At 49.0% G+C, this 25,353-nt stretch carries 25 protein-coding genes; 15 read left to right on the top strand and 10 right to left on the bottom strand.

Annotation, left to right across the window (positions count from 1 at the left end; all coding sequences use genetic code 11):
• Positions 1-21: 21 nt before the first annotated feature.
• From speD to M2277_RS25620, 3 genes are all read right to left on the bottom strand, one after another.
• On the bottom strand, positions 22-837 hold the full coding sequence (gene speD / locus M2277_RS25630) for an adenosylmethionine decarboxylase (protein ID WP_006212274.1): 816 nt from the start codon (positions 835-837) through the stop codon (positions 22-24).
• Positions 838-1,068: 231 nt separating this feature from the next.
• Positions 1,069-1,431 (bottom strand): VOC family protein, encoded by a 363-nt coding sequence (locus M2277_RS25625; RefSeq protein ID WP_006212273.1) that lies wholly within the window; start codon positions 1,429-1,431, stop codon positions 1,069-1,071.
• A gap of 299 nt (positions 1,432-1,730) precedes the next feature.
• The gene (locus tag M2277_RS25620) at positions 1,731-2,516 is read right to left on the bottom strand and encodes an AraC family transcriptional regulator (protein WP_076151554.1); all 786 of its coding nucleotides are present in this window, start codon (positions 2,514-2,516) and stop codon (positions 1,731-1,733) included.
• A gap of 195 nt (positions 2,517-2,711) precedes the next feature.
• On the opposite strand from M2277_RS25620, the gene recQ reads away from it, so the two are divergent.
• From recQ to M2277_RS25605, 3 genes are all read left to right on the top strand, one after another.
• Positions 2,712-4,592, top strand: coding sequence for a DNA helicase RecQ (recQ, locus tag M2277_RS25615; protein ID WP_036639733.1), 1,881 nt, complete (start codon positions 2,712-2,714; stop codon positions 4,590-4,592).
• A gap of 59 nt (positions 4,593-4,651) precedes the next feature.
• Complete coding sequence (locus tag M2277_RS25610; protein WP_148246588.1) at positions 4,652-6,415, top strand: B12-binding domain-containing radical SAM protein; 1,764 nt, start codon at positions 4,652-4,654, stop codon at positions 6,413-6,415.
• An 82-nt stretch (positions 6,416-6,497) separates the two neighbouring features.
• Positions 6,498-6,674: a hypothetical protein gene (locus M2277_RS25605; protein ID WP_006212269.1), complete on the top strand. Its 177-nt coding sequence runs from the start codon at positions 6,498-6,500 to the stop codon at positions 6,672-6,674.
• 107 nt (positions 6,675-6,781) lie between these two features.
• Here M2277_RS25605 and M2277_RS25600 read toward each other — a convergent pair whose 3' ends face one another.
• The 4 genes from M2277_RS25600 to mnmL form a co-directional block, all read right to left on the bottom strand.
• Positions 6,782-7,744, bottom strand: a complete 963-nt coding sequence (locus tag M2277_RS25600) for an alpha/beta fold hydrolase (protein ID WP_148246589.1) — start codon at positions 7,742-7,744, stop codon at positions 6,782-6,784.
• A 57-nt stretch (positions 7,745-7,801) separates the two neighbouring features.
• Positions 7,802-8,770 (bottom strand): type I phosphomannose isomerase catalytic subunit, encoded by a 969-nt coding sequence (locus M2277_RS25595; RefSeq protein ID WP_280755935.1) that lies wholly within the window; start codon positions 8,768-8,770, stop codon positions 7,802-7,804.
• Between the two features lie 74 nt (positions 8,771-8,844).
• Entirely contained in the window at positions 8,845-9,435 is a 591-nt protein-coding gene (gene mnmM, locus M2277_RS25590; protein ID WP_006212264.1) for a tRNA 5-(aminomethyl)-2-thiouridylate-methyltransferase MnmM, read from the bottom strand.
• Positions 9,435-10,388 carry a tRNA modification radical SAM protein MnmL/YtqA gene (mnmL, locus tag M2277_RS25585; RefSeq protein WP_036639725.1) on the bottom strand — a complete coding sequence of 318 codons (954 nt, stop codon included), beginning with the start codon at positions 10,386-10,388 and terminating at the stop codon, positions 9,435-9,437. The genes mnmM and mnmL overlap by 1 nt, the downstream gene beginning before the upstream one ends.
• Positions 10,389-10,694: 306 nt before the next feature.
• On the opposite strand from mnmL, the gene M2277_RS25580 reads away from it, so the two are divergent.
• Together M2277_RS25580 and trmB are read left to right on the top strand one after the other, a co-directional pair.
• Positions 10,695-10,877: a hypothetical protein gene (locus M2277_RS25580; protein WP_006212263.1), complete on the top strand. Its 183-nt coding sequence runs from the start codon at positions 10,695-10,697 to the stop codon at positions 10,875-10,877.
• A 193-nt stretch (positions 10,878-11,070) separates the two neighbouring features.
• Positions 11,071-11,784 carry a tRNA (guanosine(46)-N7)-methyltransferase TrmB gene (trmB, locus tag M2277_RS25575; RefSeq protein WP_006212261.1) on the top strand — a complete coding sequence of 238 codons (714 nt, stop codon included), beginning with the start codon at positions 11,071-11,073 and terminating at the stop codon, positions 11,782-11,784.
• Between the two features lie 178 nt (positions 11,785-11,962).
• Here trmB and M2277_RS25570 read toward each other — a convergent pair whose 3' ends face one another.
• On the bottom strand, positions 11,963-13,090 hold the full coding sequence (locus tag M2277_RS25570; protein WP_036639723.1) for a UDP-N-acetylglucosamine--LPS N-acetylglucosamine transferase: 1,128 nt from the start codon (positions 13,088-13,090) through the stop codon (positions 11,963-11,965).
• A gap of 667 nt (positions 13,091-13,757) precedes the next feature.
• Here M2277_RS25570 and M2277_RS25565 point away from each other — a divergent pair.
• From M2277_RS25565 to M2277_RS25545, 5 genes are all read left to right on the top strand, one after another.
• Positions 13,758-14,996: a glycosyltransferase family 2 protein gene (locus tag M2277_RS25565; protein ID WP_006212259.1), complete on the top strand. Its 1,239-nt coding sequence runs from the start codon at positions 13,758-13,760 to the stop codon at positions 14,994-14,996.
• Between the two features lie 278 nt (positions 14,997-15,274).
• Positions 15,275-15,769 (top strand): translation initiation factor IF-3, encoded by a 495-nt coding sequence (gene infC / locus M2277_RS25560; protein ID WP_006212258.1) that lies wholly within the window; start codon positions 15,275-15,277, stop codon positions 15,767-15,769.
• Between the two features lie 26 nt (positions 15,770-15,795).
• Entirely contained in the window at positions 15,796-15,996 is a 201-nt protein-coding gene (gene rpmI / locus M2277_RS25555; protein ID WP_007127239.1) for a 50S ribosomal protein L35, read from the top strand.
• 30 nt (positions 15,997-16,026) lie between these two features.
• Positions 16,027-16,386: a 50S ribosomal protein L20 gene (gene rplT / locus M2277_RS25550; protein ID WP_006212255.1), complete on the top strand. Its 360-nt coding sequence runs from the start codon at positions 16,027-16,029 to the stop codon at positions 16,384-16,386.
• A 204-nt stretch (positions 16,387-16,590) separates the two neighbouring features.
• Entirely contained in the window at positions 16,591-16,932 is a 342-nt protein-coding gene (locus tag M2277_RS25545) for a hypothetical protein (RefSeq protein ID WP_036639720.1), read from the top strand.
• On the opposite strand, the gene M2277_RS25540 is transcribed toward M2277_RS25545, so the two are convergent.
• Positions 16,933-17,382 carry a GNAT family N-acetyltransferase gene (locus M2277_RS25540; RefSeq protein WP_006212253.1) on the bottom strand — a complete coding sequence of 150 codons (450 nt, stop codon included), beginning with the start codon at positions 17,380-17,382 and terminating at the stop codon, positions 16,933-16,935.
• A gap of 604 nt (positions 17,383-17,986) precedes the next feature.
• Here M2277_RS25540 and ilvB point away from each other — a divergent pair.
• The 4 genes from ilvB (at position 17,987) to M2277_RS25520 (ending at position 23,092) form a co-directional block, all read left to right on the top strand.
• Positions 17,987-19,729 (top strand): biosynthetic-type acetolactate synthase large subunit, encoded by a 1,743-nt coding sequence (gene ilvB, locus M2277_RS25535; protein WP_036639718.1) that lies wholly within the window; start codon positions 17,987-17,989, stop codon positions 19,727-19,729.
• 1 nt (position 19,730) lies between these two features.
• Positions 19,731-20,216, top strand: a complete 486-nt coding sequence (ilvN, locus tag M2277_RS25530; protein WP_006212251.1) for an acetolactate synthase small subunit — start codon at positions 19,731-19,733, stop codon at positions 20,214-20,216.
• Between the two features lie 178 nt (positions 20,217-20,394).
• Positions 20,395-21,387, top strand: a complete 993-nt coding sequence (gene ilvC / locus M2277_RS25525; RefSeq protein ID WP_036639716.1) for a ketol-acid reductoisomerase — start codon at positions 20,395-20,397, stop codon at positions 21,385-21,387.
• A gap of 166 nt (positions 21,388-21,553) precedes the next feature.
• Positions 21,554-23,092: a 2-isopropylmalate synthase gene (locus M2277_RS25520; RefSeq protein ID WP_280755934.1), complete on the top strand. Its 1,539-nt coding sequence runs from the start codon at positions 21,554-21,556 to the stop codon at positions 23,090-23,092.
• A gap of 192 nt (positions 23,093-23,284) precedes the next feature.
• On the opposite strand, the gene M2277_RS25515 is transcribed toward M2277_RS25520, so the two are convergent.
• Positions 23,285-24,265: an aldo/keto reductase gene (locus M2277_RS25515; protein ID WP_280756008.1), complete on the bottom strand. Its 981-nt coding sequence runs from the start codon at positions 24,263-24,265 to the stop codon at positions 23,285-23,287.
• Positions 24,266-24,401: 136 nt separating this feature from the next.
• Here M2277_RS25515 and M2277_RS25510 point away from each other — a divergent pair, with 136 nt between their 5' ends.
• Positions 24,402-25,172, top strand: a complete 771-nt coding sequence (locus M2277_RS25510; protein WP_280755933.1) for a hypothetical protein — start codon at positions 24,402-24,404, stop codon at positions 25,170-25,172.
• Positions 25,173-25,353: the final 181 nt, after the last annotated feature.

Here is a 25,353-nt window from a genome sequence, read left to right as displayed (position 1 = left end):
TTGTTTAATATATCCGAATCGTCAATAACTGCGGTCCATGTTCTTACCGTAATAGATCTCATCCATCTCCAGCTTGATACGCTCTGTTATCTCCTGCTGCTCGCCTTCTGCCAGCTTGTCCTTGGTGTAACCGAACAGATAGTTGTCCAGGTCAAACTGCTTCAGCTTGCACTTGGTGTGGAAGATGTTTTCCTTGTAAACATTGACGTCAATCATATCGAACAAATCCTTGGCTTCGTCGGGAATGTAGTTCTGAATGGAACTGATTTCATGGTCGATGAACAGCTTGTGACCGTGAATATCCCGGGTAAATCCACGGATTCTATAGTCTATTGTCATAATATCCGTATCAAACGAGTGGATCAGGTAGTTCAGGGCTTTGAGCGGCGAGATTTCCCCGCAGGTTGACACATCGATATCTGCACGGAAGGTGCTGATGCCTTCGTCCGGATGGAATTCCGGATACGTGTGGACGGTGATATGGCTCTTGTCGAGCTGCAGCACAACGTTGCCTGGCAGTGGTCCCGGCGACTCGTCATAGGATTCCTCCGAAACCTCAACGACAGGCCCTTCGGATACGAGCACCGTAACGCTGGCTCCTTGAGGGATATAGTCCTGCTTAGCAATATTCAGCACATGGGCTCCGATAATTTCGGCCACGTGGCTTAATATGTTGGTAAGCCGATCCGCATTGTACTGCTCGTCAATATACTCAAGATAGGCTTCCCGTTCTTCCCGGGTCTTGGTGTAGCAGACATCGTACATATTAAAACTGAGCGATTTCGTCAGGTTGTTGAACCCATGCAGGGTGACACGTTGTTCCGGTGTAATATCCATATGAATTTCCCCTTGTGTAGTTAGTGTATCAGTTCGAGTACCTATTATTTCCGAAACCGGTAATTCCTAATCTATCGATGCTTCTGACTCCAGAGGTTTGCAACAATATGTTCTTACCCGTATCAGGTTAAACCTTAACAGAGGGTTCTAAGGAAAGCACAGAGTCAAGCATTCGCTGCATAAAAAAAGGATACCCTGCTACACGCAGCGTATCCTTTGGGTTTCGTACGTTTACTCCGTAAACTCAAGCAGTTCTATTACGTTGCCAAACGGGTCCCGAATCGCACTGTACAGACCGGGAGGGCAAGGCTGCGGCGTATCAAAGATCACCTCAACGCCCTGCGATTTGTACTTCGATATGGCAGCGCTCACATCAGCAGTTTCGATTCCGATAATCACCTGCGCCTCATGCGGGTAATCCGTTTTTGTAATGCGGTCGCATTTCTGCAGAACAAGAGAGAGGCCCTCGTTTTCCAAACTGATGATCTCTTCACTGTATGCCTTGGAAATTTGAAATCCCAGAATGTCGCAATAAAATTGCTTGGCTTGATCCATGTTACTTACATTAATCGACAGAACGCATAGATTGGGCATAGTTATTCACTCCTCTAGTTTAATTGGTTTACTCGCAGCATAGAATGCCATCTCCTGATTCGAAGCTCGATTTCAGGCTGGCTAACATGTCTTCCCAGGCATTCACATCCCATTCTCTGGCTTGCAGCCATTCTTGCGAATCCTTCCAGCCTGTATGCTCCAAGGTAACTCGGGTGCCGCTTCGATCCGGGTTTCTTGAATTATGGTCATGTCTTTTGCCTCCATCATCTAACGATCAAGCGTTCAGATTGCTTATTCTATAAATTCAGTATAGAGGGACAGGCTATTCCAAAATTCTTCTACTTTGCGCTGTTGCCCCGATCCTTCTCGAACAATAGCAGAGGCAGGTTGACCACGATCGGAGGGTCATAGGGCAGCGGCTCCCGCAGGGTAATCTTGACCGACAGATCGGTAGTCTCGTCAATATGAACGGGATTATCGAGCTTGCCGCGCAAGGAGTTGTTCAGCAGATAGTAATCCCGAGGATTCAGGCTCCAGGGGATGCCGGCAGCCAGCACATAGTACGTGCCGGCTGGAATGTGGGTCAATATACAGGACCGGTTTCTAAGATTGACAGCTGTACCGCTTATAGGCTTCTGGTCGGGAACGGGCCTCGGGAACACCCCGACATAGATCATGCCGCGGAAATTCTCCGGAGCTTCAATCTGGCAATGGATCCGGGGTAAGTCATTGAGTTCTTCCTCAGCCCAACTTAACGGTTTGTTCTCATACTGATTCACATACTGATGCAGGGATTCGGATGTGGACCGGAATCGCTTCGGGGACAGACCGACAAACTGCTTAAAACGGGTATTGAAGGTGCCCGGACTGGATAAACCGATAGTCATCCCGATTTTAACGAGCAGGGAGGGTCTCTTGAGGAGTTCAGTTTTGCCGGATTCGACTCTTAGCGCAGACAGGTATTGCCTGACCGAGATGCCGGTTACGCGTTTGAATACTCTGGAGAAGTGGAAGGGGCTGTATCCTACGAGATCGGCGAGCTGCTGTGTTGTCATAGGCTCATCGAGATGCTCCTTCATATATTGAATGACTTGCTGTACGGCTCCGGTATGTTCATCATTCACTAGGGATCACCAACTTTGGGTGTTTATATTTTTGACTATGAACGTAAGGCATTTTGTTTCCATGATTATCAAGTTCTCGTTATCAAATGCAATTTCCTTCTTGGATTCGGTTGCCCATTCACGGAAAGGCCGTTAAACTTAAAGGATGAGCGTTTCCAAAACGGAAAACCAAGGTGAAATAAGGAGTTTTTATCCATGAATGTGGAAACAAATGATAGAGAATCAACCAACATGAATACAGCGCGGGATTATCTGCAGAAATATTACGGTTATCCTGATTTTCGGGATGGTCAGAAGAAAATTGTTGCCAGTCTTCTGGAAGGCCAGGACACGCTGGGAATCATGCCGACCGGTGGAGGCAAATCCATCTGTTATCAGATTCCGGCACTGCTGTATCCCGGTCTGACGTTGGTAGTATCCCCCTTGATCTCTTTAATGAAGGATCAGGTGGATGCACTCACGACGGCGGGCGTTGCGGCTGCTTATATCAACAGCACGCTCAGCGGCAAAGAAGTGAACGAGCGCATACGCGCAGCGAAACGGGGAGACCTGAAGCTGTTGTATGTTGCCCCGGAGCGGCTTGAGCTGGATTGGTTCCGGGAGGAGATGGCAGGACTCGATATTTCGATTGTTGCCGTCGATGAAGCTCACTGCGTATCCCAGTGGGGTCATGACTTCCGGACAAGTTATCTCTCGGTGGCGCCTTTCGTTAAAGGATTGCCTAAGCGGCCGATTGTAGCCGCATTTACGGCAACGGCGACACCTGAGGTTATGGAGGACATGCAGCGTCTGCTTCGTCTGGAGCAGCCGCAAGTATTCGTAACGGGACTTGGGCGGGATAATCTGGAGATGTCGGTTCTGCGCGGTGAGAACAAGCGCGAGTTTGTGCTCGACTACGCGGCTTCGCATACCCACCAGCCGGGCATTATCTATGCTGCAACTCGCAAAGAGGTGGATGATCTGTCTCAGAGGCTGCAGGCTCAAGGGCTTCTTGCCGGCCGATATCATGCCGGAATGAGTGATTCGGAGCGAGCAGACAGCCAGGAGGCCTTCCTGTATGACGACATCCGGGTCATTGTGGCAACGAATGCATTTGGGATGGGGATCGATAAATCCAATGTTCGGTATGTCATTCATTACAATATGCCGAAAAACATGGAGTCCTACGTTCAGGAGGCTGGCCGTGCAGGGCGGGACGGCGAGCCGAGCCAGTGCATACTGCTGTTCAGCGCCCAGGACATCATGACGCAGAAATTCTTAATTGAACAGAATCCGCAGGAAGGCGAGCGCAAACAGAATGATTACCGGAAGCTGCAGCAGATGATTGATTACTGTTACACGACCCGCTGTCTGCGAAGCGCGATGCTGGATTATTTCGGGGAAGAGCATGAGGACAAGCCTTGCGGCACGTGCAGCTCCTGCACCGATGACCGTGAGCTTGTGGACATCACGGTGGATGCGCAGAAAATCTTCTCCTGCATTCACCGGATGCGTGAACGTTTTGGTGTGTCCATGATCGCCTCCGTGCTGAAGGGATCACGTGCCAAAAAGGTGCTGGAATACGGTTTTGACCGGCTTCCGACCTATGGTGTGATGTCCAATCGGACGGAGAAGGAGATTTCCGAGACCATCAATGTGCTGATTTCGGAAGGGTTTCTGGCGTTGACCGAAGGCCAGTATCCTGTCGTGAAACTTCAAAGCGAGGCGGCAGACGTGTTAAAAGGGCAGCGCGAAGTCATGCAGCGCGTTCCGCGACCTTCAAAAGCAGCAGGCAGCCAGCGAAGCAGCGGCCGTCGCGATTACTCGCCGTCCGCTGTGAATGAAACGGTATTCGAACAGCTTCGCCTGATTCGGCGTGAGCTGGCAAGCAAAGAGCATGTGCCTTCTTACATCATTTTTAATGATGCAACGCTGCGTGAGATGAGTGTGGCCTGCCCGCAGAGTGAGGATGAGATGCTGAATGTCAAAGGGGTCGGGGAAGTGAAATTCCGCAAATATGGCCGCCCGTTCCTGGATTTTTTCCTGAACGGACCGGGCGCATCGCCTGACAGTGACAACCTGTATGACTATGAATAACGAGCTGCCGCAGGTCAGAAGCACGGAATATATTATTTAGAAGGAAAGTGGACACTACCATGAAAGTCATACTAACAACCCTGAATGCCAAGTACATCCATACCTCTTTGGCGATTCGCTGCCTGAAGGCATATAGCGAGAAGGATTTCGATATTGAATTGACGGAGTATACGATCAAGGACCCGGTGATGAATATTGTCTCCGACCTGTTCCAGCGCAAGCCGGATGTGATCGGATTCTCGTGTTACATATGGAATATCGAAGAGACGATTAAAGTGATCGACATCGTGAAGAAGATAATGCCGGAAGTCACGATCATACTGGGCGGACCCGAGGTTTCCTACGATACGGACTACTGGATGAAACGGCTGCATAATGTCGACTTTATCGTGATGGGGGAAGGCGAGGAAACGTTCCACCATCTGCTGCAAACGATAGAAGGCGACCGGAAATTTCATTTTGTGTATGGCGTGGCCTACCGTAAACAGGGCGAAGTGATCGTGAATCCGGGAAGACCCAAAAGCATTCTGGCAGAGCTGCCTTCGCCGCATCGTTTTCCGGAGGATATACCGCATCTCGGGAAGCGGGTCGTATATTTTGAGACCAGCCGGGGGTGCCCTTTCAGCTGTCAGTTCTGCTTGTCGAGCATTGAGGTGGGTGTTCGCTACTACGACATCGAACGGACCAAGAAGGATATTCTCTATCTGATTGAGAACGGTGCGAAGCTGATCAAATTCGTGGACCGGACATTTAACATTAAGCGGGATTATGCGCTTGACATGTTCGAGTTTTTGATTGAGAATCATGGCGGCTGCGTATTCCAGTTTGAGATAACGGCGGATATCATGCGTCCCGAGGTTCTGGATTACTTGGCGAAAAATGCCCCTCCCGGCATTTTTCGATTTGAGATCGGGGTACAGTCTACCAACGATCCAACGAATGAGCTGGTGAAAAGGCGCCAGAATTTTACCAAGCTGTCCCGCACGGTGACCATGATCAAGGACAGCCGCAAGATCGACCAGCATTTGGATTTGATTGCAGGGCTTCCTGAAGAGGACTACGATACCTTCCGCAAAACGTTCAATGATGTATTTGCCCTCGGACCGGAGGAACTGCAGTTAGGCTTTCTGAAGATGCTTCGGGGAACTGGACTGCGGATTGATGCGGAGAAGTATAATTACACGTATATGGATCATGCTCCATATGAGATTTTAGGCAGCGACGTGCTTCCATTCTCGGATATCGTTCGATTGAAGAGGCTGGAGGACGTGCTTGAGAAGTATTGGAACGCGCACCGAATGGACCATACCGTGAATTATCTGATGAAGCATGAATTTACATCCCCGTTTGATTTCTTCCAGGAGTTCGGTGACTATTGGGAAGGACAGGGCTGGCAGAAAATCGGCCATCAGCTGGAGGATCTGTTTACGCGCTTGACCGCATTTCTTCAGCATCGAAAAACGCGACATATGGAGGTCATTCTGGGTCTTATGAAATTTGATTATTTCCTGGGCCATAAGTACAAGCCGCGTAAAATTTGGTGGGATCATACACAGGATAAAGCCCAGTGGACCGCCCATGTTCGTCATATTGTTGAGAAGCCTGCGGCACTGTCCGGCGATTTCGCCGATCTGGGAATCACTGAGCGCGACCTGCAGAAACATGCGATGATCGAGCTGCTGCCTTTTGACCTGAATGATGTCATTCAGGGAGGAATCGGCCTGCCGGCGAGCGGCGGCGAAGGTGAGGCGGCAACGATGCTGCTGGTATTGTACCAGCAGAATGAAACCGGGCAACCGCAGTACTACACGGTGCCAGTGTAACAAGGGCAGCTCCCGCTCGGAATAAAACTTCCCGGGTATCGGTATTCTAATCGCATCAACCTATATGAGGAGGCGATGTTTGGTGAACGGGAATCAGAAGGAGCGAGCGCCGCATTCGCATGATGAACCGACGATTGCGCCCGGGATGGAAACCAACGATGATTTGCGTATAGAGGCAGCAGAAGACGAAGTGGAGCGCGGGGATTATACCGAGGTCACACAATTGATCATTGACCGCACACCGAGCGACGAAGAATAATCAGCTTGTTTGTTCAACGCTGACAATTATTGATAAACAGAAAAAGGATGCCCAGGTTTACAACCCTGAGGCATCCTTTTCTATGATTGAGACATTAATAAGCATGTTTACATGATCTGTTCCGGCTTCCGGGTCGTATCACCTGATCCAGCTGTATGCCGCTCCAGCCAATCGAGGACATGGGCTGCTACTTCATCTCGATTGATCTCGTGCAGCATCTCATGACGGCCGCCAGGATACAAACGGTATTCCAGATCTTCAATGCCATACTTCTGGTACAGTTCAATCAACCGCCGCACGCCTTTGCCACGTTGTCCGACGGGATCTTCCTCACCCGAGAAGATATAAATCGGTTTATCCTTGAGCAGGCATTCCATCAATTCCGGCTTATGGATTTCGGACAGCAGCTTGAAGAAATCACGGAAGAACTGTGCACTGCACACCTGACCACAGTAGGGATCGTTCACATATTTATCGACTTCCGCTTCATCCCGGGACAACCAATCAAATGGCGTTCGGATGGTGCCGAAGCCTCTGTTGTATGGGCCGAACACGAGGGCGTTCAGCATCACGCTTCGGTGTGTGTTACCCTGGAAGCGCATCTGCAGTGCGGCCAGCTTGAGGCCAAACAGAAGCATTCCCTGGGGACCGTTTGAGCCGGAAAGGATGAAGCCATCGAATGCTTCCCCGTTCGAACACATGATTTTCTGTGTCAAAAAGGACCCCATGCTGTGTCCCATCAAGTAATGAGGAACAGCGGAATGCCGCTTGCGCAGCTCGGAAGCAAGAAGCAATTGATCCTCGATCATTCCTTCAAACCCGTTCTCCCCGGCATCGCCGAGAAACTCAAGCCCGGCCGTTTGTCCATGACCTCGATGATCATTGCAGTACACGGCATAACCATGTCCTGTAAGCAATTCAGCAAGCTCCTCGTACCGTTTGCCAGTTTCGCACATGCCGTGAGCAATTTGCACGACTGCACGGGTGGGAGTATCCGGGTCAGGAAGCCATTGATATACAAAAACATACATGCCCTGCGTATTCAGTATCGTAAACGTGTCGGTCTGCATTTTTGGGCTTTACACCTCCACAAAAACGAATGGATTACAGCATGTTACATAAGCTTATTAAGGAAGATAAGAACGAAGAACCGTCGACTGCCCATCCAGTGTATAGGCGCCCAGATTAGCAGGCAGCAAGAAGCATTGTCCCGATGTATAGCCGATGGAGCCGTTATCCCAGCTTAGCGTTCCTTGACCGTCGCATACCACGATGATGGTGAAGCTCTCAGGGGAAGTGGACTGTGACCAAGCTCCGTTGACAACACCTTTTTCCACTACAAAATACGGAGACCTGGCAAGCTCCAGCCATTCTCCAGGTACCGTGCCATCCGTGCTCATGGTAGTAGCGCCTGACCCTTCGTAAGCTGTGACATTCAGGGAATCCTCGATGTGCAGCTCACGCGGCTTGCCGTCAAGGCCCGGGCGATTATAATCGAAAATCCGGTACGTGGTATCGGAGTTCTGCTGGATCTCTGCCACAACAACGCCGGCACAAAGTGCATGAACCGTACCAGCAGGTATGTAGAACGTATCTCCGGCTTTTACGGATACTTCCCGAAGCTGCTCCATAACGGTCCCATTTTCCATGGCTTCCTTCAGGGTTTCACGGCTAACCTGATCTTTCAGACCGTAAATGATCTTGGCGTCAGGCTTCGCATCCAGCACATACCACATTTCAGTCTTGCCCAATTCGCCTTTCGGGAGTCCTTCGTAGTCATCGGTCGGGTGGACCTGAACCGAGAGGTTGTCATTACAGTCAAGCAGCTTGATCAGCAATGGAAAACGTCCGTTAACTTCGGAGAATCCTTTGCTTCCGAACCATTCCCGGCCGAATTGCTCCCGAACCTGATCCAGGCCGCGGCCAGCCAGCTCGCCGTTGACAATGCTGGTAGTGCCGTTCGGATGGTCAGCGATCATCCAGCCTTCTCCGATATGTCCTTCCGGAATATCCAGGCCGAATTGCTCGAGGGCGCGGCCTCCCCATACGCGTTCTTTGAATTCAGGTTGAAATAACAGTGGATATGGTTGTGTCATTGTACATCAACTACCTTTCGTCATGTTTGAAATTCTATGGCTGCTTTAACTTTGGGTTGCTTTAAGAACTTATATCATAAGGGCTTCTTGCGTTCCAATGCAATGAGATATGGTGCATCTGCACGCTGAAGGCCTCGATATAATATCGTTTGCACCGCGTGCTGCGGAAGCCGCTCCGCCCATGCCTGCACAGCGGCTGCTTCGGCGTCGCCGCCTTTGTGGCCCGGATAGAGCACGACCGTGATAATGCCTCCCGGCCGGAGAAGCTCGATTGCGGCTTCCAGAGCCGTTAGCGTGCTGGCGGTTTCCGTCATGATCCGTTTATCCGACGAATCAGCCGGTAGGTAGCCGAGATTGAACATAACCGCGCCAACTTGGCCGTGATCGCGATCCGAAACGCAGCTCTTCATGAGCGCATGGCTCTGCTGATGAAGGGAGATTGCGGGAAGCGAATCCGGCGATTCCTTGGCGAGCCTTTCGCGGGTTAGCTGCAGCGCCTGCTCCTGAATATCAAAAGCATACACCTTGCCTCTTGAGCCTATGCATTTGGCTAGATAGAGCGTATCGGCCCCGGTGCCTGCTGTGGCATCCAGAGCGATGTCTCCTTGCCGGAGCCTCTCAGCCACCAGTTTGTGGGCAAAACTCAACACCGAGAGGAAGCCCATCAGGATTCCCTCCACAATTTGCCCTGCCATGTATTCCGGCGTTTGAGTTCGGCATCAATGCCATTGAGGACCTCCCATTTTTTCAAACTCCACATCGGTCCGATCAACAGATCCCGGGGAGCGTCTCCGGTGAGGCGATGGACAATCATTTCCGGGGGCAGCAGCTCCAGACTGTCCACGATCAGCTTGATGTATTCGTCTTGCTCCAGGAAGCGCAGCAGTCCGGCTTCATACTGCTTCACCATAGGCGTCTTCCGCATCAGGTGCAGCAGGTGGATCTTAATGCCCTGCACATCCATCTTGGCTACGGCTCTGCACGTTTCCAGCATCATTTCATGGTCTTCTTGCGGGAGACCGTATATGATGTGGGTGCAGACACGAATGTTATGCTTGCGCAGCTTCTCGACGGCCTCCAGGTAACATTCCGTGTCATGGGCACGATTGATGAGCTCAGAGGTTGAATCGTGGATCGTCTGCAGACCCATTTCCACCCACAGATAGGTTCGTTCATTCAGCTCCGCCAAGTATTCCACGACATCGTCAGGCAGACAGTCGGGGCGCGTAGCGATCGACAGGCCGACAACACCTGGCTGCTGCAGTATTACTTCGTAGTATTCCCGAAGTTCTTCAACAGGAGCGTAGGTATTGGTATAGGCTTGGAAATACCCGATATATTTGGCGTTTGGCCACTTCAGGTGCTGTCTGTCCCGGATGGTATTGAACTGGGTAACGAGATCATCCCGCCTGCGTCCTGCAAAATCACCGGAGCCGCGTGCGCTGCAGAAGGTGCATCCGCCCTTGGCTATCGTGCCGTCACGGTTCGGACAAGTAAACCCGGCGTCCAGCATGACTTTGAACACCTTGTTCTGGAATTGGTTGTGCATTTCGTAATTCCAGGTATGAAATCGTTTCTCGCCCCATAGCTCTGGAGCGGGTATAAGTGGCGTATTCATGTGTTCTCCCTTTGTAGCTGTATAGGTTGAATTGAGATGTGCATCTTGAAGCTTCTAAGCATGCCGTTATTTGGCATTTGTTTATCAAACAGATACGTCTATTGTAACAAAAAATCCGGCTTTACGTCATATGCAGGTCTTCCTGCCTAATTAAGACGTTGTTACTTGAACGGACTACATATAATTGGTATATTTAAAGTAGAAAAATAAATATATGATTCAAGCAATTTTGGCATGGGTATATATCGGATAGGATTCATATTTGTGTGACGTCATGGATACAATAATACCGTGAGGTGATTACGAATGAATTCATCAACAGTAAAGCATGATCGTAGTGACAAAATCGCTGTGGAGCTTACCCCGAATGAAGCTTTAGCCCTTACAGGAGTAGAGTTTAACTCCAACCAAGATGTGAAGGCTTCAGCACGTCGCAAGATTCGGGCCGCCTTTGAGAAGACATTTGATTTTAAGGCAGATGAAAGGTAGACTATTCACAGTTTAACCATCGCGGAACCCCAATTCCAAATATAAGAAAAAGGAACCTAAAACCTTTGCGTTAAGCAGAGAATAGGTTCCTTTTTCTATGGGACTCTTTACATTTGGGGTTAACTTCGTCACAATAATGCAGTATCGGGATATAATTCTAAATCTTAACTTGGACAAGTTTCGGAGGTATGACATGCGTTTACGCGGAAGAAAAGGTATACGGGAAAATCTGGAGCAGCAGGAAGACCTGGTCGTTTTGGACCCCGGTCAATATAGAGGGAAATGGGCTTCATTATTTGGCAATGATCTTCCGATTCATGTCGAATTTGGCATGGGCAAGGGTCAATTTATCAGCCAGATGAGTTATAAGCACCAGCAAGTGAATTTTATTGGGGTGGACATGTACGATGAGTTGATTCGCCGCGCCAGTGAGAAGGGGCGCAACGTGTGGGCCCAGGAAGGTGTGGATACTCCGCCGAATCTGAAACTGGCGTTGTTTAACATCGAGAGTGTCGAACAGGTTTTTGAGCCTGGCGAAATTGAACGGTTGTATTTGAACTTCAGCGATCCGTGGCCAAAATCAAAACATGCACGCCGTCGTTTGACGCATCCTCGTTTTCTGGACAAGTACTCCCAGATACTGAACGATCGCGGGGAGATACATTTCAAGACCGATTCGGTGACACTGTTTGAATTCTCGCTGAATTCCTTTGCTGATTATGGGCTGCAAATGACCAACATTTCACTTGATCTGCATCGTGAAGGATTGAACGAAGAGCATGTAATGACAGAATACGAGACTAAATTCGTTGGTCAAGGCATGCAGATTCATCGCTGCGAGGCCATTGTGGGCAAGGAAGCGCTTGATGCCTATCGCAAGAACCGTCTTGAAAAATACGGAAAATAGTGTATATGCACGATAATTTCGTCTATGATAACGTTTACAACTATTATAATAGAAGAAAATCTATCAATCGGTGACATATTCACCGAAAAAACGCATAAAAAAGGTGTGCTCCGCTTTTAAAATGTACCCTATAAGATGACCTTTTCCAAAGTGTCTGTCTTATGGGGTACATTTTATTTTAGGAGTACACCTTTTCATTTTCGAGCATATCGATGATGCTGCGCGCGCTTTGCATCGGATGGAAGCGCTCGATATTTCGCAAGTTTTTCGCTCGCTGCAATTGGATCAGATCATAATGCTGGAGCAGTTTATTCATCCATTTACCAATAACCTCCAGCGAAGTGATGGGTTCTCCCAAGCCCTGGGCTGTAAAGTATTGGCAGTTCTCCTCTTCCTGTCCTGGAAGAGGCTGGTGAAACAGCATCGGGATTCCCTTCGCCAGGCCTTCGGTGCATGTCATGCCCCCGGGCTTCGTGACGAGCAGATCCGATACCTCCATCAGCTTGTCAATCTCGCGTGTAAAGCCCAATATCCGGATGTTGGGATGCTGGAACCGCGGATTGCTCTCCATTTCTTCGCGTCCCTTATCGTTATTGCCAAGACAAAATATGATCTGGACTTCGCCCCGCCATCTTGTCAAGAATTCATGGACAACCTCGTCATTCATGATTCCCCAGCCTCCGCCCATGACAAGCACGGTCGGCATATCGGACAACTGAAATCGTTCCCTGATCTCCTCTTTGCCCGGATGAGTCCAGAAGTCAGGATGAATGGGAATGCCGGTAACCTGAATTTTAGCTTGAGACACCCCGCGGTTGAGCAGCTTTCGCTTAACCTCCGGCGTGGATACGAAATAGCGGTCGACTTCAGGGCTAATCCATGTATCATGAGCATCATAATCGGTTATAACGGTACACAGAGGCACATCGGTGCCGAGCCGTTTCAAACGCGAGATCACAGCACTTGGAATGAAATGGGTGCACACGATGATATCGGGTCTGAGTTGTCTGACCACGTTCTTGGTGCTTGTATAGAACATTCGGTGAAGCGCCAATGCGGTGAACCGATTGAAGGATTTTTGATGACGATACATATACCCGACCAATCTCGGGCGAGTTGTGATCGTCTTCCTGTAGGCCGAAATGATCAGTGGAGCGATTTTCGGGTTCAAGAAGCTTCCAAGCTCAAGAACCTTGGTCTGTACGCTAGGCGACAATTGGCGCAGGCTGCTGGAAAGTGCGTGAGCAGCCTGCGTATGGCCTGCACCGAACCCTTCCGATAACAGCAAGACTCTTTTTTTAGCCACTACTTTTCACCCGTTCTGCAGCGTTATTCTTTAACTTTAACATATCGACTTTGGGAATAGAAATCAACCACTTCCAGCCTGTGCTCACGGGACTTTGGTCCCGGGAGAGCAAGCTTTTCTCGGCGAGGTTCTTGCCGGAGCCTTGTTACTAAAGGAGTTAGTCGCCAGCGCGCATTTTGTAGAAAATCAGGGTCCGTGGACTTTTGACTTGAGTATAAGTTGCCGCTACAATGATTCAAACGGGCGTCAAAAAGTTTATTTAGAGAAAGAGTGTTGAAAAACTAAAACTTTTTGGGTGTCTGTTACGTTTATTTATTGGCGGACAAGATTAAAAAATAAAAAATGGGCAGCCAAAGAAATAAAAAGTAAGAAAACAGATGAAAATAAGAACTAAAGCCGTTTGAAACGAAGCTTGCTGGCAAACTGGATCGCAAGCTGCGCTCTTTTACGAAGTTTTTCCGTAAATTAGAGCATTCCACGGTTTTGACAAAAGATTCAAAAGTGTGGAAAATCGTGTATGACGTGCGAAGTTGCCCCGCGGCACCGAGGCTACTATGAAGAAACAGACACAGGTCACAGGGTCATGCAACAACAAAAAAAAGCAAAAAACTTAGAGAGAAAAAATAACAAACATTCTCGGGTTATAAAAAGGGGGTAACGGAGAATCATGACAGACGCCATCTTTATCGCGCTCCAACTATTTTTGGCCGCGGTGGGTGTGTACCAGTTCGTATTCTCTTTGTTTGGTCTGATCAAGAGAAAAAAGAAGCAGCATTTTGAACCGAATAAATCATTTGCAGTGTTAGTTGCTGCACACAACGAAGAACAGGTTGTCGGAGCTCTGATGGAGAACCTGAAACAGCTTAACTATCCAAAAGATCTGTACGATGTATTTGTCATATGTGACAACTGTACAGACCGTACTGCTGAGATCGTCCGTGCCCACGGGATGAACGCATGCGTGCGTACGAACCAGAATCTGCGAGGCAAAGGCTATGCCATCGAATGGATGCTCAAAGAGCTCTGGGCAATGCCGCGCCAGTATGATGCGGTCGTCATGTTTGATGCAGATAATCTGGCAGATCCGAATTTCCTGATCGAAATGAATAATGATCTTAGCTCTGGAGCGAGAGTTATCCAGGGATACATCGATACCAAGAACCCTGAGGATTCTTGGATCACCGCCTCTTACGGGGTGTCCTATTGGTACATCAACCGTCTGTGGCAGCTTTCCCGCAGCAATCTGAACATGGCCAACTTCCTTGGCGGTACAGGAATGTGCTTCGAGACGAATCTCTTGAAGGAGATGGGTTGGGGCGCAACCAGTCTGGTTGAGGATTTGGAGTTCACCATGCGCAGCGTTATGCGCGGCGTGTACCCGAAATTCAACTATGATGCCAAGGTATTTGACGAAAAGCCGCTTACGTTCAAGGCTTCTGCCAGACAGCGTCTGCGCTGGATGCAGGGTCACTTTACGGTTGCCCGCCGTTATTTTTTCCCGCTGCTGTGGCGTGCCATTAAAGAACGCAGCCTCGTGAAGCTGGACTTGGCTCTGTACGGAGTTAACGTCTACATCGTGCTGCTGACTTTCTTGTTGACGGCCGTCATTTGGATTGACAACTCGTTCTTCGATGGTCCGAATATCGCAAATCTGTATGGATATCTGCCGCTGTGGCTAAGCTTTACCGCGATTGCGGCTAACGTGTTCACGTTCATGATTGCGATGCTGCTTGAGAAGGTCAAATACAAGAAGGTTTACTTGTATCTGGTGCTGTTCCCGATTTACCTGCTGTCGTGGTATCCTATCACGGTGTATGCGTTCTTCACGCAGAACAACAAGCAGTGGAGTCATACGGAGCATACCCGGGTTGTGCGCCTTGAAGAAGTGCAGAGCAAACAAGGGTAATAAAGTTTATGTTATATCTGTGTTGACACAGGCTGGTGGGACCTGTTATACTATCCTAGTCTGTTAAACAGAATATCTGATTGCAAGCAGAAGCGCCGCTTCTCACCTGACTGACATACGTTGGCTGGTTTGATCACGAAATCAATGAATGGATTCAACTTCATTTGTGAGATGAGTATCAAATAGGGATGTCGGTGATTAACCCGTCATCCCTTTATTTTTTTTGCAAACAGGAACAACAAGTAATTTGGAGGTGGAGGACTATCAGTAAGGAACATATGATCAATGACGAGATTCGGGCCAAGGAAGTACGTTTGGTTGGTGCCGAAGGTGAGCAAATCGGGATCAAGCCGATTCGTGAAGCACTGCAAATGGCAATTGATCTCAATCTGGATCTGGTGAACGTGGCCCCTCAGGCGAAACCGCCGGTATGCCGCATCATGGACTACGGTAAATTCCGCTATGAGCAGCAGAAGAAAGAGAAGGAAGCACGTAAGAACCAGAAAATTGTGGATATTAAAGAAGTATGGTTCCGAGCCAACATTGAGGAGCATGATTATCAAACCAAGCTCCGCAATGTCGTTAAGTTTTTGAAAGAAGGCGACAAAGTGAAATGCTCCGTGCGTTTCCGTGGTCGTGAAATCACCCATGCCAACATCGGGCAGAAAATTTTGGAGCGCGTGAAGGTGGAAGTAGCAGATCTCTGCGTCATTGAGCGTCAACCAAAACTGGAAGGCCGCAGCATGATTATGATTTTGGCACCAAAAGCCTAAGAGAAATTAGAGGAGGAAGTACTACAATGCCCAAAATGAAAACACATAGCAGCCTGAAAGGCCGCTTCAAAATTACAGGTACTGGTAAAGTAAAACGTTATAAAGCTTACAAAAACCACTTGCTTTCCCACAAATCCAAGCGTGCGAAGCGCGTATTGTCCAACAGCCCTGTAATGGCGCCTGGAGATGTTAAACGTTTGAAGCAAGGTCTGGCTAACTTGAAATAGTAAACAACAATTATTGGGAGGTCTTTTGATATGGCACGAGTTAAAGGCGGATTTGTCGTTCGTCGTCGACATAAAAAAGTATTGAAGCTTGCGAAAGGTTATTTCGGTTCCAAACACCGCATTTTTAAAACGGCTAACGAGCAGGTAATGAAATCCCTCGTTTATGCATACCGGGATCGTCGCAATACGAAGCGTAATTTCCGCAAATTGTGGATCGTTCGTATCAACGCGGCTGCTCGTCAAAATGGTCTGTCTTACAGCAAATTGATGCATGGTCTGAAACTTGCTGGCGTTGACATTAACCGTAAAATGCTGGCTGATCTGGCTGTTAATGATCTGAACGCGTTCAATTCCTTGGCTACTGTAGCTAAAGAAAAAGTGAACGCTTAATTATACGTGTATGAAAAAACCGCCGTAATATTACGGCGGTTTTTTCGTTTTTGAGGTCTTGTTGCATCCCCCGGATATATAATGCAGCCGAAGCCATGCTTTTTGCAGAATTATGCCTATCTTTTGCCCGATAAGGGCCATTAAACAAGCAAAGGATATCCTTCCTGAATAGATTGAAATGTATATTACCTGAGGAGGGATCTTATGCACAAGCCTGTCAGTAAGGCAAAAGTGAAATCATATGTGGGCAAAGAGATCGTAGCGTATAAGAAAGACGGGACTGTGGTGACAGGCAAGCTGGTACGTGTCTCCGGCAGCCGCCTTTTTGTGGTACCTGCAACAAAGGGCAAAAAAGTAAAGACCAAGGCGATTGTTCCGCTCGCATTGTTTGATCTTCTTGCCATTGGTACGGCTCCATACGCATTCGGCGGCGGTTTTGGCGGCTATCCGGGAGGATACCCTGGAGGATACGGAGGATTTGGACCTGGTTATGGCGGCTACGGCCCAGGTTTCGGACCTGGCTTTGGCGGGGGCTTTTTCTGGTAATTAAGCATACCAGATCTTCTCCAGTTCATAGCATTGGCTTGGTTCAATGATTCTGGTAACCGTATAACCGAGTTTGCGGTAAAAGTTAAGACCAGTTTGGTTGCCGATGTCTACCATGACCTTGGCGCGTTTGCATCCGCGGGATACAGCGAAACGTTCGGCATGTTCCATCAATCGGATACCCCACCGTTTTCGCTGTGCGGTGGGTGCTACGGCCAGCATGTCGATATAGAGCAGTTCGCCGTGCATCATAAAATGGATAAAGGCAATGACTTTTTCGTGATCTGAATTTGAGGCAACGAGAGTCACGCCGCGTCGCAATCGAGAGGGAATATCCTTGCGGATGGTATCCAACTCTTTTTTTGTCATATGGGAAAGCGGGACGAGTTGGGACTCAATCAGCTGTTGAATCATGGGATCATCCTGCCCAGGTTTTCGATAGCGGATCATCGTGTTATTCCCTCCCTTCACCGCTATTCAGTTAGCTCCATTTATCATATGTAGCAGGGTTTAATAGGGTGTTTTACATCAGAAAAGCGAAGGATTAACTCGAATTGCGAATGAAAACCTTTCATCGGAAGTAAAATAAATGTGTTGACTTCTGGAATGAATGAATCATATAATGTTTCTAAACATTTTAACGAATATATCCAATCGGCAATGATGAGGACGAAGTTTAAAGGGCTCTTTTGCTCAGAGAGTGGATGGATCAGCTGAAACCACCACCAAAACCCCTTTTATACGAGCTCACCTCGGAGCTGTTTTCCTGAAAGATGTTACGCTATGACTTTATCGCATTAAGTCGTAACAGCGTTTATTAGGGAAAATCGTCTTAGTCCACGTTACGGACTGCAGATATTGAAGATCTGTGTTTCATGTTCTTCATACCTGCTGAGGCTTTACACTGCGAAGTGTAGGGCAAACATGGGTGGTACCACGGAAGCTAAACCTTTCGTCCCTCACACGGAGATACTCCGGGTGTGGCGACGGAAGGTTTTTTTGTTGCTTGGATGATTGAATGAATGAGTGCCAATATTTGAGAGGAGGATGACTGATGAGCGCGCAAACTCCAGAAGTGCGGTCTACAGAACAATTACGAGAGAAATGGTTGAAGCCTGAAGTGATTACCGGATCGGAAATCTTGCTTCGGAGTCTTCTGCTCGAAGGTGTCGAGTGCGTCTTCGGATATCCGGGTGGAGCGGTCCTGTATATCTACGATGCAATGTATGGTTTTGAGGATTTCAACCATGTCTTGACCCGTCACGAACAAGGCGCAATTCATGCGGCTGACGGCTATGCCCGCGCAAGCGGCAAGGTCGGTGTATGTATTGCGACTTCGGGACCGGGGGCCACAAACCTTGTGACCGGTATTGCAACAGCCTACATGGACTCCGTTCCGCTTGTTGTCATTACCGGAAACGTAGCAACAACCCTGATTGGTACAGATGCTTTCCAGGAAGCGGACATTACGGGCATCACGATGCCGATTACGAAACACAGCTATTTGGTAAGAGATGTGAAAGACCTGCCGCGGGTGATTCACGAAGCCTTTCACATCGCTTCAACAGGACGCAAAGGTCCGGTATTGATCGATGTGCCTAAGGATGTATCGGCAGCAACCACGCTGTTCCAGCCGGATGATCGAATTCAGCTGAGAGGTTACAATCCTCGGACCGTGCCAAACAAACTTCAGCTGGATAAATTGGCCCGGGCGATCGAGGAAGCGGAACGTCCGATGATTCTTGCAGGCGGCGGCGTGATCTACTCGGGTGCTCATGAAGGACTTTACGAATTCGTGAATAAATCCGGTATTCCGATCACAACCACGCTTCTCGGCTTGGGCGCCTTCCCAAGCGGTCATGACCTGTGGACGGGAATGCCGGGTATGCACGGTACCTACACATCGAACCATGGCATTCAGCAATCGGACCTGCTGATCAACATCGGGGCAAGGTTTGACGACAGGGTTACAGGAAAGCTTGACGGTTTCGCTCCGCATGCGAAGATCGTCCATATCGACATTGACCCGGCTGAGATCGGCAAGAACGTGCCAACGGATATTCCGATTGTCGGGGACGTGAAGACCGTGCTTGAAATGCTGAATCCGATCGTTCCTTATGCGGCGAAGGCAGACGCTTGGAGAGATCAGATCAGCAAATGGAAAGCCGAGTATCCATTCCGTTATGTTGATTCCGAGACGGTGCTGAAGCCGCAGTGGGTTATTGAAATGCTGAATGATACAACGAAGGGTGAAGCGATTGTAACGACGGATGTTGGTCAGCATCAAATGTGGGCCGCGCAGTATTACAAGTTCAACCAGCCTCGTTCATGGATCACCTCCGGTGGACTTGGAACGATGGGCTTCGGATTCCCGTCAGCGATCGGCGCTCAAATGGCACATCCGGATCGGCTGGTTATTTCGATCAACGGGGATGGCGGCATGCAGATGTGTTCGCAGGAGCTTGCCATCTGTGCCATCAACAACATTCCGGTAAAAATCGTTGTTATCAACAACCAGGTGCTCGGCATGGTTCGCCAATGGCAAGAACTGATCTACGATAACCGGTACAGCCACATCGACCTGGCAGGAAGCCCTGATTTCGTTAAGCTGGCAGAAGCCTATGGAGTCAAGGGACTTCGTGCCACTACGAAAGAAGAAGCACAGCGTGCATGGGCTGAAGCGCTGGAAACACCGGGACCGGTCCTCGTCGAATTTGTTGTTGAGAAAGGCGAGAACGTGTATCCGATGGTGACGCAAGGGTCGACAATCGATCAAATGCTGATGGGGGATGCGTAAGATGAGTACAAAACATACCATTGCCGTACTAGTGAACGACCAGCCGGGTGTTCTGCAGCGTGTATCGGGATTATTCGGACGCAGAGGTTTTAACATCGAGAGCATTACGGTGGGCCAGTCGGAGGAAGCCGGATTATCCCGGATGGTTATCGTAACCACCGGTGATGAAACGACATTGGAGCAGGTTGAGAAGCAGCTTTACAAGCTGATCGATGTCATCAAAGTTATCAACCTGAGCTCGAAACCGATGGTGGCCAGAGAGCTTGCCCTGATTAAGGTGAAGGCAGAGCCTTCAGCCAGACCGGAGATTATGGGCGTTGTTGAGACCTTCCGTGCATCGGTTGTGGATATCGGCACAGCAAACATGATGGTTCAGGTCGTAGGCGACACAGTCAAAATCGATGCCATGATCGAGCTGCTTAAGCCGTACGGCATTCAGGAGCTTTCCCGTACCGGGGTTACTGCGATGATTCGCGGTAACGCGTAATGATACTATACGATGATCAATTACCCGAGATTACAAAGTTTACAGCTAATATAAAGCGATAGACGCCCGCATCGCATGAGCGGGTGTCTCAGCGGATCGGTGATTGGGAATAAAGTCGGTCTATTGAGATACCCGCTCATCATGAAGGGTCTTTAAAATCAAAGGAGGACTTATACAAATGGCAATTACTACTTATTATGAACAAGATGCAGAACTCAGCGTGTTGAAAGACAAAACAATCGCGGTTATCGGTTATGGCAGCCAAGGTCATGCCCAGGCACAAAACCTGCGTGACAGCGGATTGCAGGTCGTGATCGGTCTTCGCGAAGGTAAATCTTTTGATAAAGCGAAAAACGATGGCTTTGAAGTGCTTCCTGTAGCAGAGGCTGTTAGCCGTGCTGACGTGGTACAAATCCTGATGCCGGACGAAACGCAAGCATCCGTGTACAAAAACGATATCGAGCCAAACCTGAAAAAAGGCGCTGCCTTGATGTTCTCCCACGGATTTAACGTTCACTTCGGTCAAATCGTAGCTCCTAAAGACAACGATGTCCTTCTGGTTGCACCTAAATCCCCGGGCCACATGGTTCGCCGTACGTATGTTGAAGGCTTTGGCGTACCTGGATTGATCGCAATCGAGAAAGATGCGACTGGACAAGCTAAGGCGATCGGCCTTGCTTACGCAAAAGGCATTGGCTGTACTCGTGCAGGCGTTATCGAGACTTCCTTCCGCGAAGAAACCGAAACCGATTTGTTCGGTGAGCAAGCGGTATTGTGTGGCGGTGTATCCGCATTGGTCAAAGCTGGTTTCGAAACATTGACGGAAGCTGGATATGCGCCGGAGATGGCATACTTTGAGTGTCTGCATGAATTGAAGCTTATTGTAGATATGATCTATGAAGGCGGCCTTGCAAGCATGCGCGACTCCATCAGCAACACGGCTGAATATGGCGACTATGTAACAGGACCGCGCGTTGTAACTGAAGATACGAAGAAGGCGATGAAAGAAGTGCTGTCCGATATTCAACAAGGTAAATTCGCACGCGACTTTATCCTTGAGAACCAATCCGGACGTGCATTCCTGACAGCTACTCGCCGCAACGAGTCCGAGCATCCGATTGAAGTGGTCGGTGCCGAGCTTCGTGAAATGATGCATTGGATCAAAAAATAAGAATATATAGAATTCATAAGGAATTCTTCAGGAATGGGGCAGTCAAGCATCAGTTCAATGGTGCTGCTGCCCGTGCCCTGTAAATCAAGCAGCCGGCGGCAGGGTATAGGATGAACCTGCCGCCGGATGTTTAACGTCATGCGATAAACTTCAAGGAGGTGCCGACATGCGAAAGATTTATGTCTTTGATACAACGCTGAGGGATGGAGAGCAGTCTCCTGGCGTGAACTTGAACACTCGGGAAAAGGTGGAAATTGCCCTTCAACTCGAAAAGTTGAAAATCGACCGCATGGAAGCAGGTTTTCCGGCTGCGTCACCTGGTGATCTTGCAGCTGTGAATGCAGTGGCACGCGCGGTCAAGGACGTTACGGTCATTGGACTGTCACGCTCCAGAGAGAACGACATCGATGCGGTTAGGGAAGCCCTGCAAGGAGCACAGGATCCGTGTATTCACGTGTTCCTGGCTACATCGCCGATTCACCGCAAGTTTAAGCTGCGGATGGAGAAGCAGCAGGTGCTGGAAACGGCACAAGCTTCGATTCGTTATGCCAAGAAGTATTTCTCCAAAGTGGAATTTTCCCTGGAGGATGCTGGCCGGACAGAGCTGGATTTCATGGCGGAAGTGGTCGGCATGGCCGTGCGGGAAGGCGCGAACGTTGTGAATATTCCGGATACGGTAGGTTATTTGAATCCTTCGGAGTATGGAGCCATATTCAAATACCTGAAGGAAAATGTTCCGGATATCGAGAGGGTTCAACTGAGTGCGCACTGTCATAACGATCTGGGAATGGCTACGGCAAACACGCTTGCTGCCATCCTGAACGGGGCTGATCAGATTGAGGGAACAATTAATGGTATCGGCGAACGCGCAGGAAATACGGCAATCGAAGAGATTGCGATGGCGCTGGCGACCCGCGAGGAATTTTTCAAAGCGAAGACCGGACTTGTGCTGACCGAGATTGCCCGCACAAGCCGCCTTGTGAGCAAGCTTACGGGAATGGTAGTGCCAGGAAACAAAGCTATTGTAGGGGCAAATGCATTCGCTCATGAATCCGGCATTCATCAGGACGGGATGCTGAAGGAAAAAACGACATACGAGATCATGACGCCAGAGTCGATCGGCCTTAAAGAAAGCAAACTCGTACTAGGCAAGCATTCCGGTCGTCATGCCTTCCGCGAGAAATTGCTGGATCTGGGTTATGAGTTAAGCGAAGAGCAGGTGAATGACGCCTTCGCTAAATTCAAGGTGCTGGCTGATAAGAAGAAGGAAGTATCCGATGAGGATCTGCTGGCTTTGCTGGAGGAGAAACTGATCGATACGCCGGAAGTATTCAAGCTGGAAACAATCTTTGTTGCTTATGGCAATGAATCCACGCCGACGGCCAGGGTTCGCATTGCAACAGCAGATCAGACTATTGAGGAAGAAGCCGAGGGCAACGGTTCCGTTGATGCAATCTATAATGCGATCGACAAGGTGACCGGGGAAGAGGTAACACTCGCGGACTATTCCATTAAATCGGTTACCCACGGGAAGGATGCTCAAGGCGAAGTGCATGTAGTCCTGTCACAAAATGATGTGGCTGCACAGGGACGCGGCTTGAGTACCGACATTCTTGAAGCTAGCGCAAGAGCTTACGTGGATGCGGTTAACGTTCTGATTGAGAAACGCAAAACCTTTAGCCGGCGCGAGCGGGCTACACTATAAATACTTAATGCGAAGGGTAGCTCTGTTTCCCGAGTGGTAGCAGTGGAGATATCCAATGAAAAAGAGGGGCCGCCTGTTGAAGCGGTCCCTCTTTTTTTGGTCACTGCGATATATATAGCTTACCTGCTGTTATCCGTACGATGACGCTCGAATTAATCAGGCTTGAAGCAACCGTCGAGACGCTGCAAGTATTTACCAGGCGTAAGCTTGTGGAGCGGCTCCTCCCGGACCCGGGAAGATTTCATCGAGACGCTTCATCACCGACTCATCGAGCTCAACCTCAAGCGAACGAAGAGAGCTTTCGAATTGCTCCAAGGTGCGCGGACCGATAATCGGTCCTGTAACAGCCGGATTCTTGAGCACCCAGGCCAGGGCTACATTATCCTGCGGTTCCCCAAGCTCTTGGCAGAGAGCAGCGAACTGTTCCAGCTGTGGGCGATATTTTTCCACACGCTCCGCATTTCCGCCACTGCGTGAGCCCTCCATTTTCTTGAGCGCATTGCGTCCGAGTAATCCGCCATCCAGCGGGCTCCAGGGAATCACACCGAGTCCAAGCTTCTGCGAAGCAGGAAGCACTTCGAGTTCTGACAGCCTGCAGGTCAGGCTGTATTTATGCTGCTCGGAGACCAGGCCGAGGAAATGCCGATTCTGCGCAGCAGCTTGAGCAACTGCAATCTGCCAGCCAGCAAAGTTGCTGGATCCAACATATCCGATCTTCCCTTGCTGAACCGCAACTTCAAAAGCTCCCCATAGCTCGTCCCATGTAACGGATAAATCAATATGATGCATTTGATACAGCTCGATATGATCGGTTTGTAAACGCTTTAGCGATGCTTCGAGATGACGGCGAAGTTTATAGCTGGACAATCCGGCTTCATTGTTGGGGCCATCCAGCGGATCACTCATGGAACCGTAGAATTTGGTAGCCAAAATGACTTTCTCACGACGGCCTCCGCCCTGGTTGAACCAGCGTCCAATGATGGTTTCGGTCAGCCCGGAGTTCTCGCCCCAACCGTAGACATTAGCCGTGTCGAAGAAGTTAACGCCTGCATCGAGCGCTGCATCCATAATACGGAAGGCTTCTTTTTCATCCGTAGATGGACCAAAGTTCATAGTTCCGAGACAAAGACGACTTACTTTCATACCCGATTTACCGAGTGTGGTGTACTGCATCATTATTGATCACTCCTTGGTCGTGTAGGATATAAGACAAATTCATCCCTATTGTAGCGTATTGGAGGAAAATTGTAACTAATGGCATTCAGTAACGTTAATATTAATAAAGACAGACTTTATGAGGAGGGATAGGATGAATCGAAGAATCCCTATGAAGAATCTTTTCTTACTAGTGTCATTAATTTCCATGCTGCTGATTAGCGCTTGTAACCAAGCGCAATCTGACACGTTTGGCTACGCTGAGTCCAAGGAATCGATTGATAATCTGCCAAGTCTTCAGTCCGTATCATTGTCGGAGAATAACAAGCAGGTGATTCGAGAAACCTTTGATTCCGTGAAGGAACTTCAAGATAGAATCCGAAGTGGTCCAAATCCGGATTGGGTCGTAAAGGATGAAAAGGTTAATATATCGCTGAGCGATTATGTATTAGCCAAGAAAAACAGGGATTTAATCTATGCCTTGAATCAAGTGGTAGAGATTCCTTCAGACGAAGCACTCCTACAGGATATGGTCACCAAGCAGTTAACCGTGAATTATGCCAAACAGTCAGGCATTGTGGTAACACCCGAAGAAGTCAGCGAGGCAGTCCATTTTCAAAAAGCAGCGCTGGATGAAGCTGATCCGAATGATGAGAACCACCAGTTGATCCGTTATATGATGGAGAACCGCATCCGCATTACCAGTATGACTACAGAAGAGTTTTGGAACAGTGATGAGGTATACGAAGCCTACGAAACCTCGCTATACATCAGTAAATTCCTCCAGAGCATCCTGACAGACGAGAGCATGAAGGGCATGGACAGTTATCAGCAGCTCCAGGATAAGCTATTCAACGACTTCCAGAAGAGGCATCCCATTAAGGTGCCGGACTTTGACGTGTTGTTCCAAGAAGTCGACCTGTAATACCTCTGTTCCCTTCCTCGAGTTCGCCAAATTTAAAGGAGGAGAAGGGAGTAAGGAGGGAAGTAGCGGCTGAGTAAGAAACAAGAAGCACGAAGCGAGTATCAAGTAGCAAGACAGCAAGGAGCACGAAGCGAGTATCAAGTAGCAAGACAGCAAGGAGCACGAAGCGAGTATCAAGTAG

It is taken from the genome of Paenibacillus sp. LBL, from assembly GCF_029893715.1.
In the GTDB taxonomy this organism is placed as follows: domain Bacteria; phylum Bacillota; class Bacilli; order Paenibacillales; family Paenibacillaceae; genus Paenibacillus_AQ; species Paenibacillus_AQ glucanolyticus.
This window is presented reverse-complemented; position numbering and strand designations above follow the sequence as displayed.

Coding starts and splice junctions, on each gene's coding strand:
- speD (WP_006212274.1), bottom strand. CDS start 837: ATGGATATTACACCGGAACAACGTGTCACCCTGCATGGGTTCAACAAC.
- M2277_RS25625 (WP_006212273.1), bottom strand. CDS start 1,431: ATGCCCAATCTATGCGTTCTGTCGATTAATGTAAGTAACATGGATCAA.
- recQ (WP_036639733.1), top strand. CDS start 2,712: ATGAATGTGGAAACAAATGATAGAGAATCAACCAACATGAATACAGCG.
- M2277_RS25610 (WP_148246588.1), top strand. CDS start 4,652: ATGAAAGTCATACTAACAACCCTGAATGCCAAGTACATCCATACCTCT.
- M2277_RS25600 (WP_148246589.1), bottom strand. CDS start 7,744: ATGCAGACCGACACGTTTACGATACTGAATACGCAGGGCATGTATGTT.
- M2277_RS25595 (WP_280755935.1), bottom strand. CDS start 8,770: ATGACACAACCATATCCACTGTTATTTCAACCTGAATTCAAAGAACGC.
- mnmM (WP_006212264.1), bottom strand. CDS start 9,435: ATGGGCTTCCTCTCGGTGTTGAGTTTTGCCCACAAACTGGTGGCTGAG.
- mnmL (WP_036639725.1), bottom strand. CDS start 10,388: ATGAATACGCCACTTATACCCGCTCCAGAGCTATGGGGCGAGAAACGA.
- M2277_RS25580 (WP_006212263.1), top strand. CDS start 10,695: ATGAATTCATCAACAGTAAAGCATGATCGTAGTGACAAAATCGCTGTG.
- trmB (WP_006212261.1), top strand. CDS start 11,071: ATGCGTTTACGCGGAAGAAAAGGTATACGGGAAAATCTGGAGCAGCAG.
- M2277_RS25565 (WP_006212259.1), top strand. CDS start 13,758: ATGACAGACGCCATCTTTATCGCGCTCCAACTATTTTTGGCCGCGGTG.
- infC (WP_006212258.1), top strand. CDS start 15,275: ATGATCAATGACGAGATTCGGGCCAAGGAAGTACGTTTGGTTGGTGCC.
- rpmI (WP_007127239.1), top strand. CDS start 15,796: ATGCCCAAAATGAAAACACATAGCAGCCTGAAAGGCCGCTTCAAAATT.
- rplT (WP_006212255.1), top strand. CDS start 16,027: ATGGCACGAGTTAAAGGCGGATTTGTCGTTCGTCGTCGACATAAAAAA.
- M2277_RS25545 (WP_036639720.1), top strand. CDS start 16,591: ATGCACAAGCCTGTCAGTAAGGCAAAAGTGAAATCATATGTGGGCAAA.
- M2277_RS25540 (WP_006212253.1), bottom strand. CDS start 17,382: ATGATCCGCTATCGAAAACCTGGGCAGGATGATCCCATGATTCAACAG.
- ilvB (WP_036639718.1), top strand. CDS start 17,987: ATGAGCGCGCAAACTCCAGAAGTGCGGTCTACAGAACAATTACGAGAG.
- ilvN (WP_006212251.1), top strand. CDS start 19,731: ATGAGTACAAAACATACCATTGCCGTACTAGTGAACGACCAGCCGGGT.
- ilvC (WP_036639716.1), top strand. CDS start 20,395: ATGGCAATTACTACTTATTATGAACAAGATGCAGAACTCAGCGTGTTG.
- M2277_RS25520 (WP_280755934.1), top strand. CDS start 21,554: ATGCGAAAGATTTATGTCTTTGATACAACGCTGAGGGATGGAGAGCAG.
- M2277_RS25515 (WP_280756008.1), bottom strand. CDS start 24,265: ATGCAGTACACCACACTCGGTAAATCGGGTATGAAAGTAAGTCGTCTT.
- M2277_RS25510 (WP_280755933.1), top strand. CDS start 24,402: ATGAATCGAAGAATCCCTATGAAGAATCTTTTCTTACTAGTGTCATTA.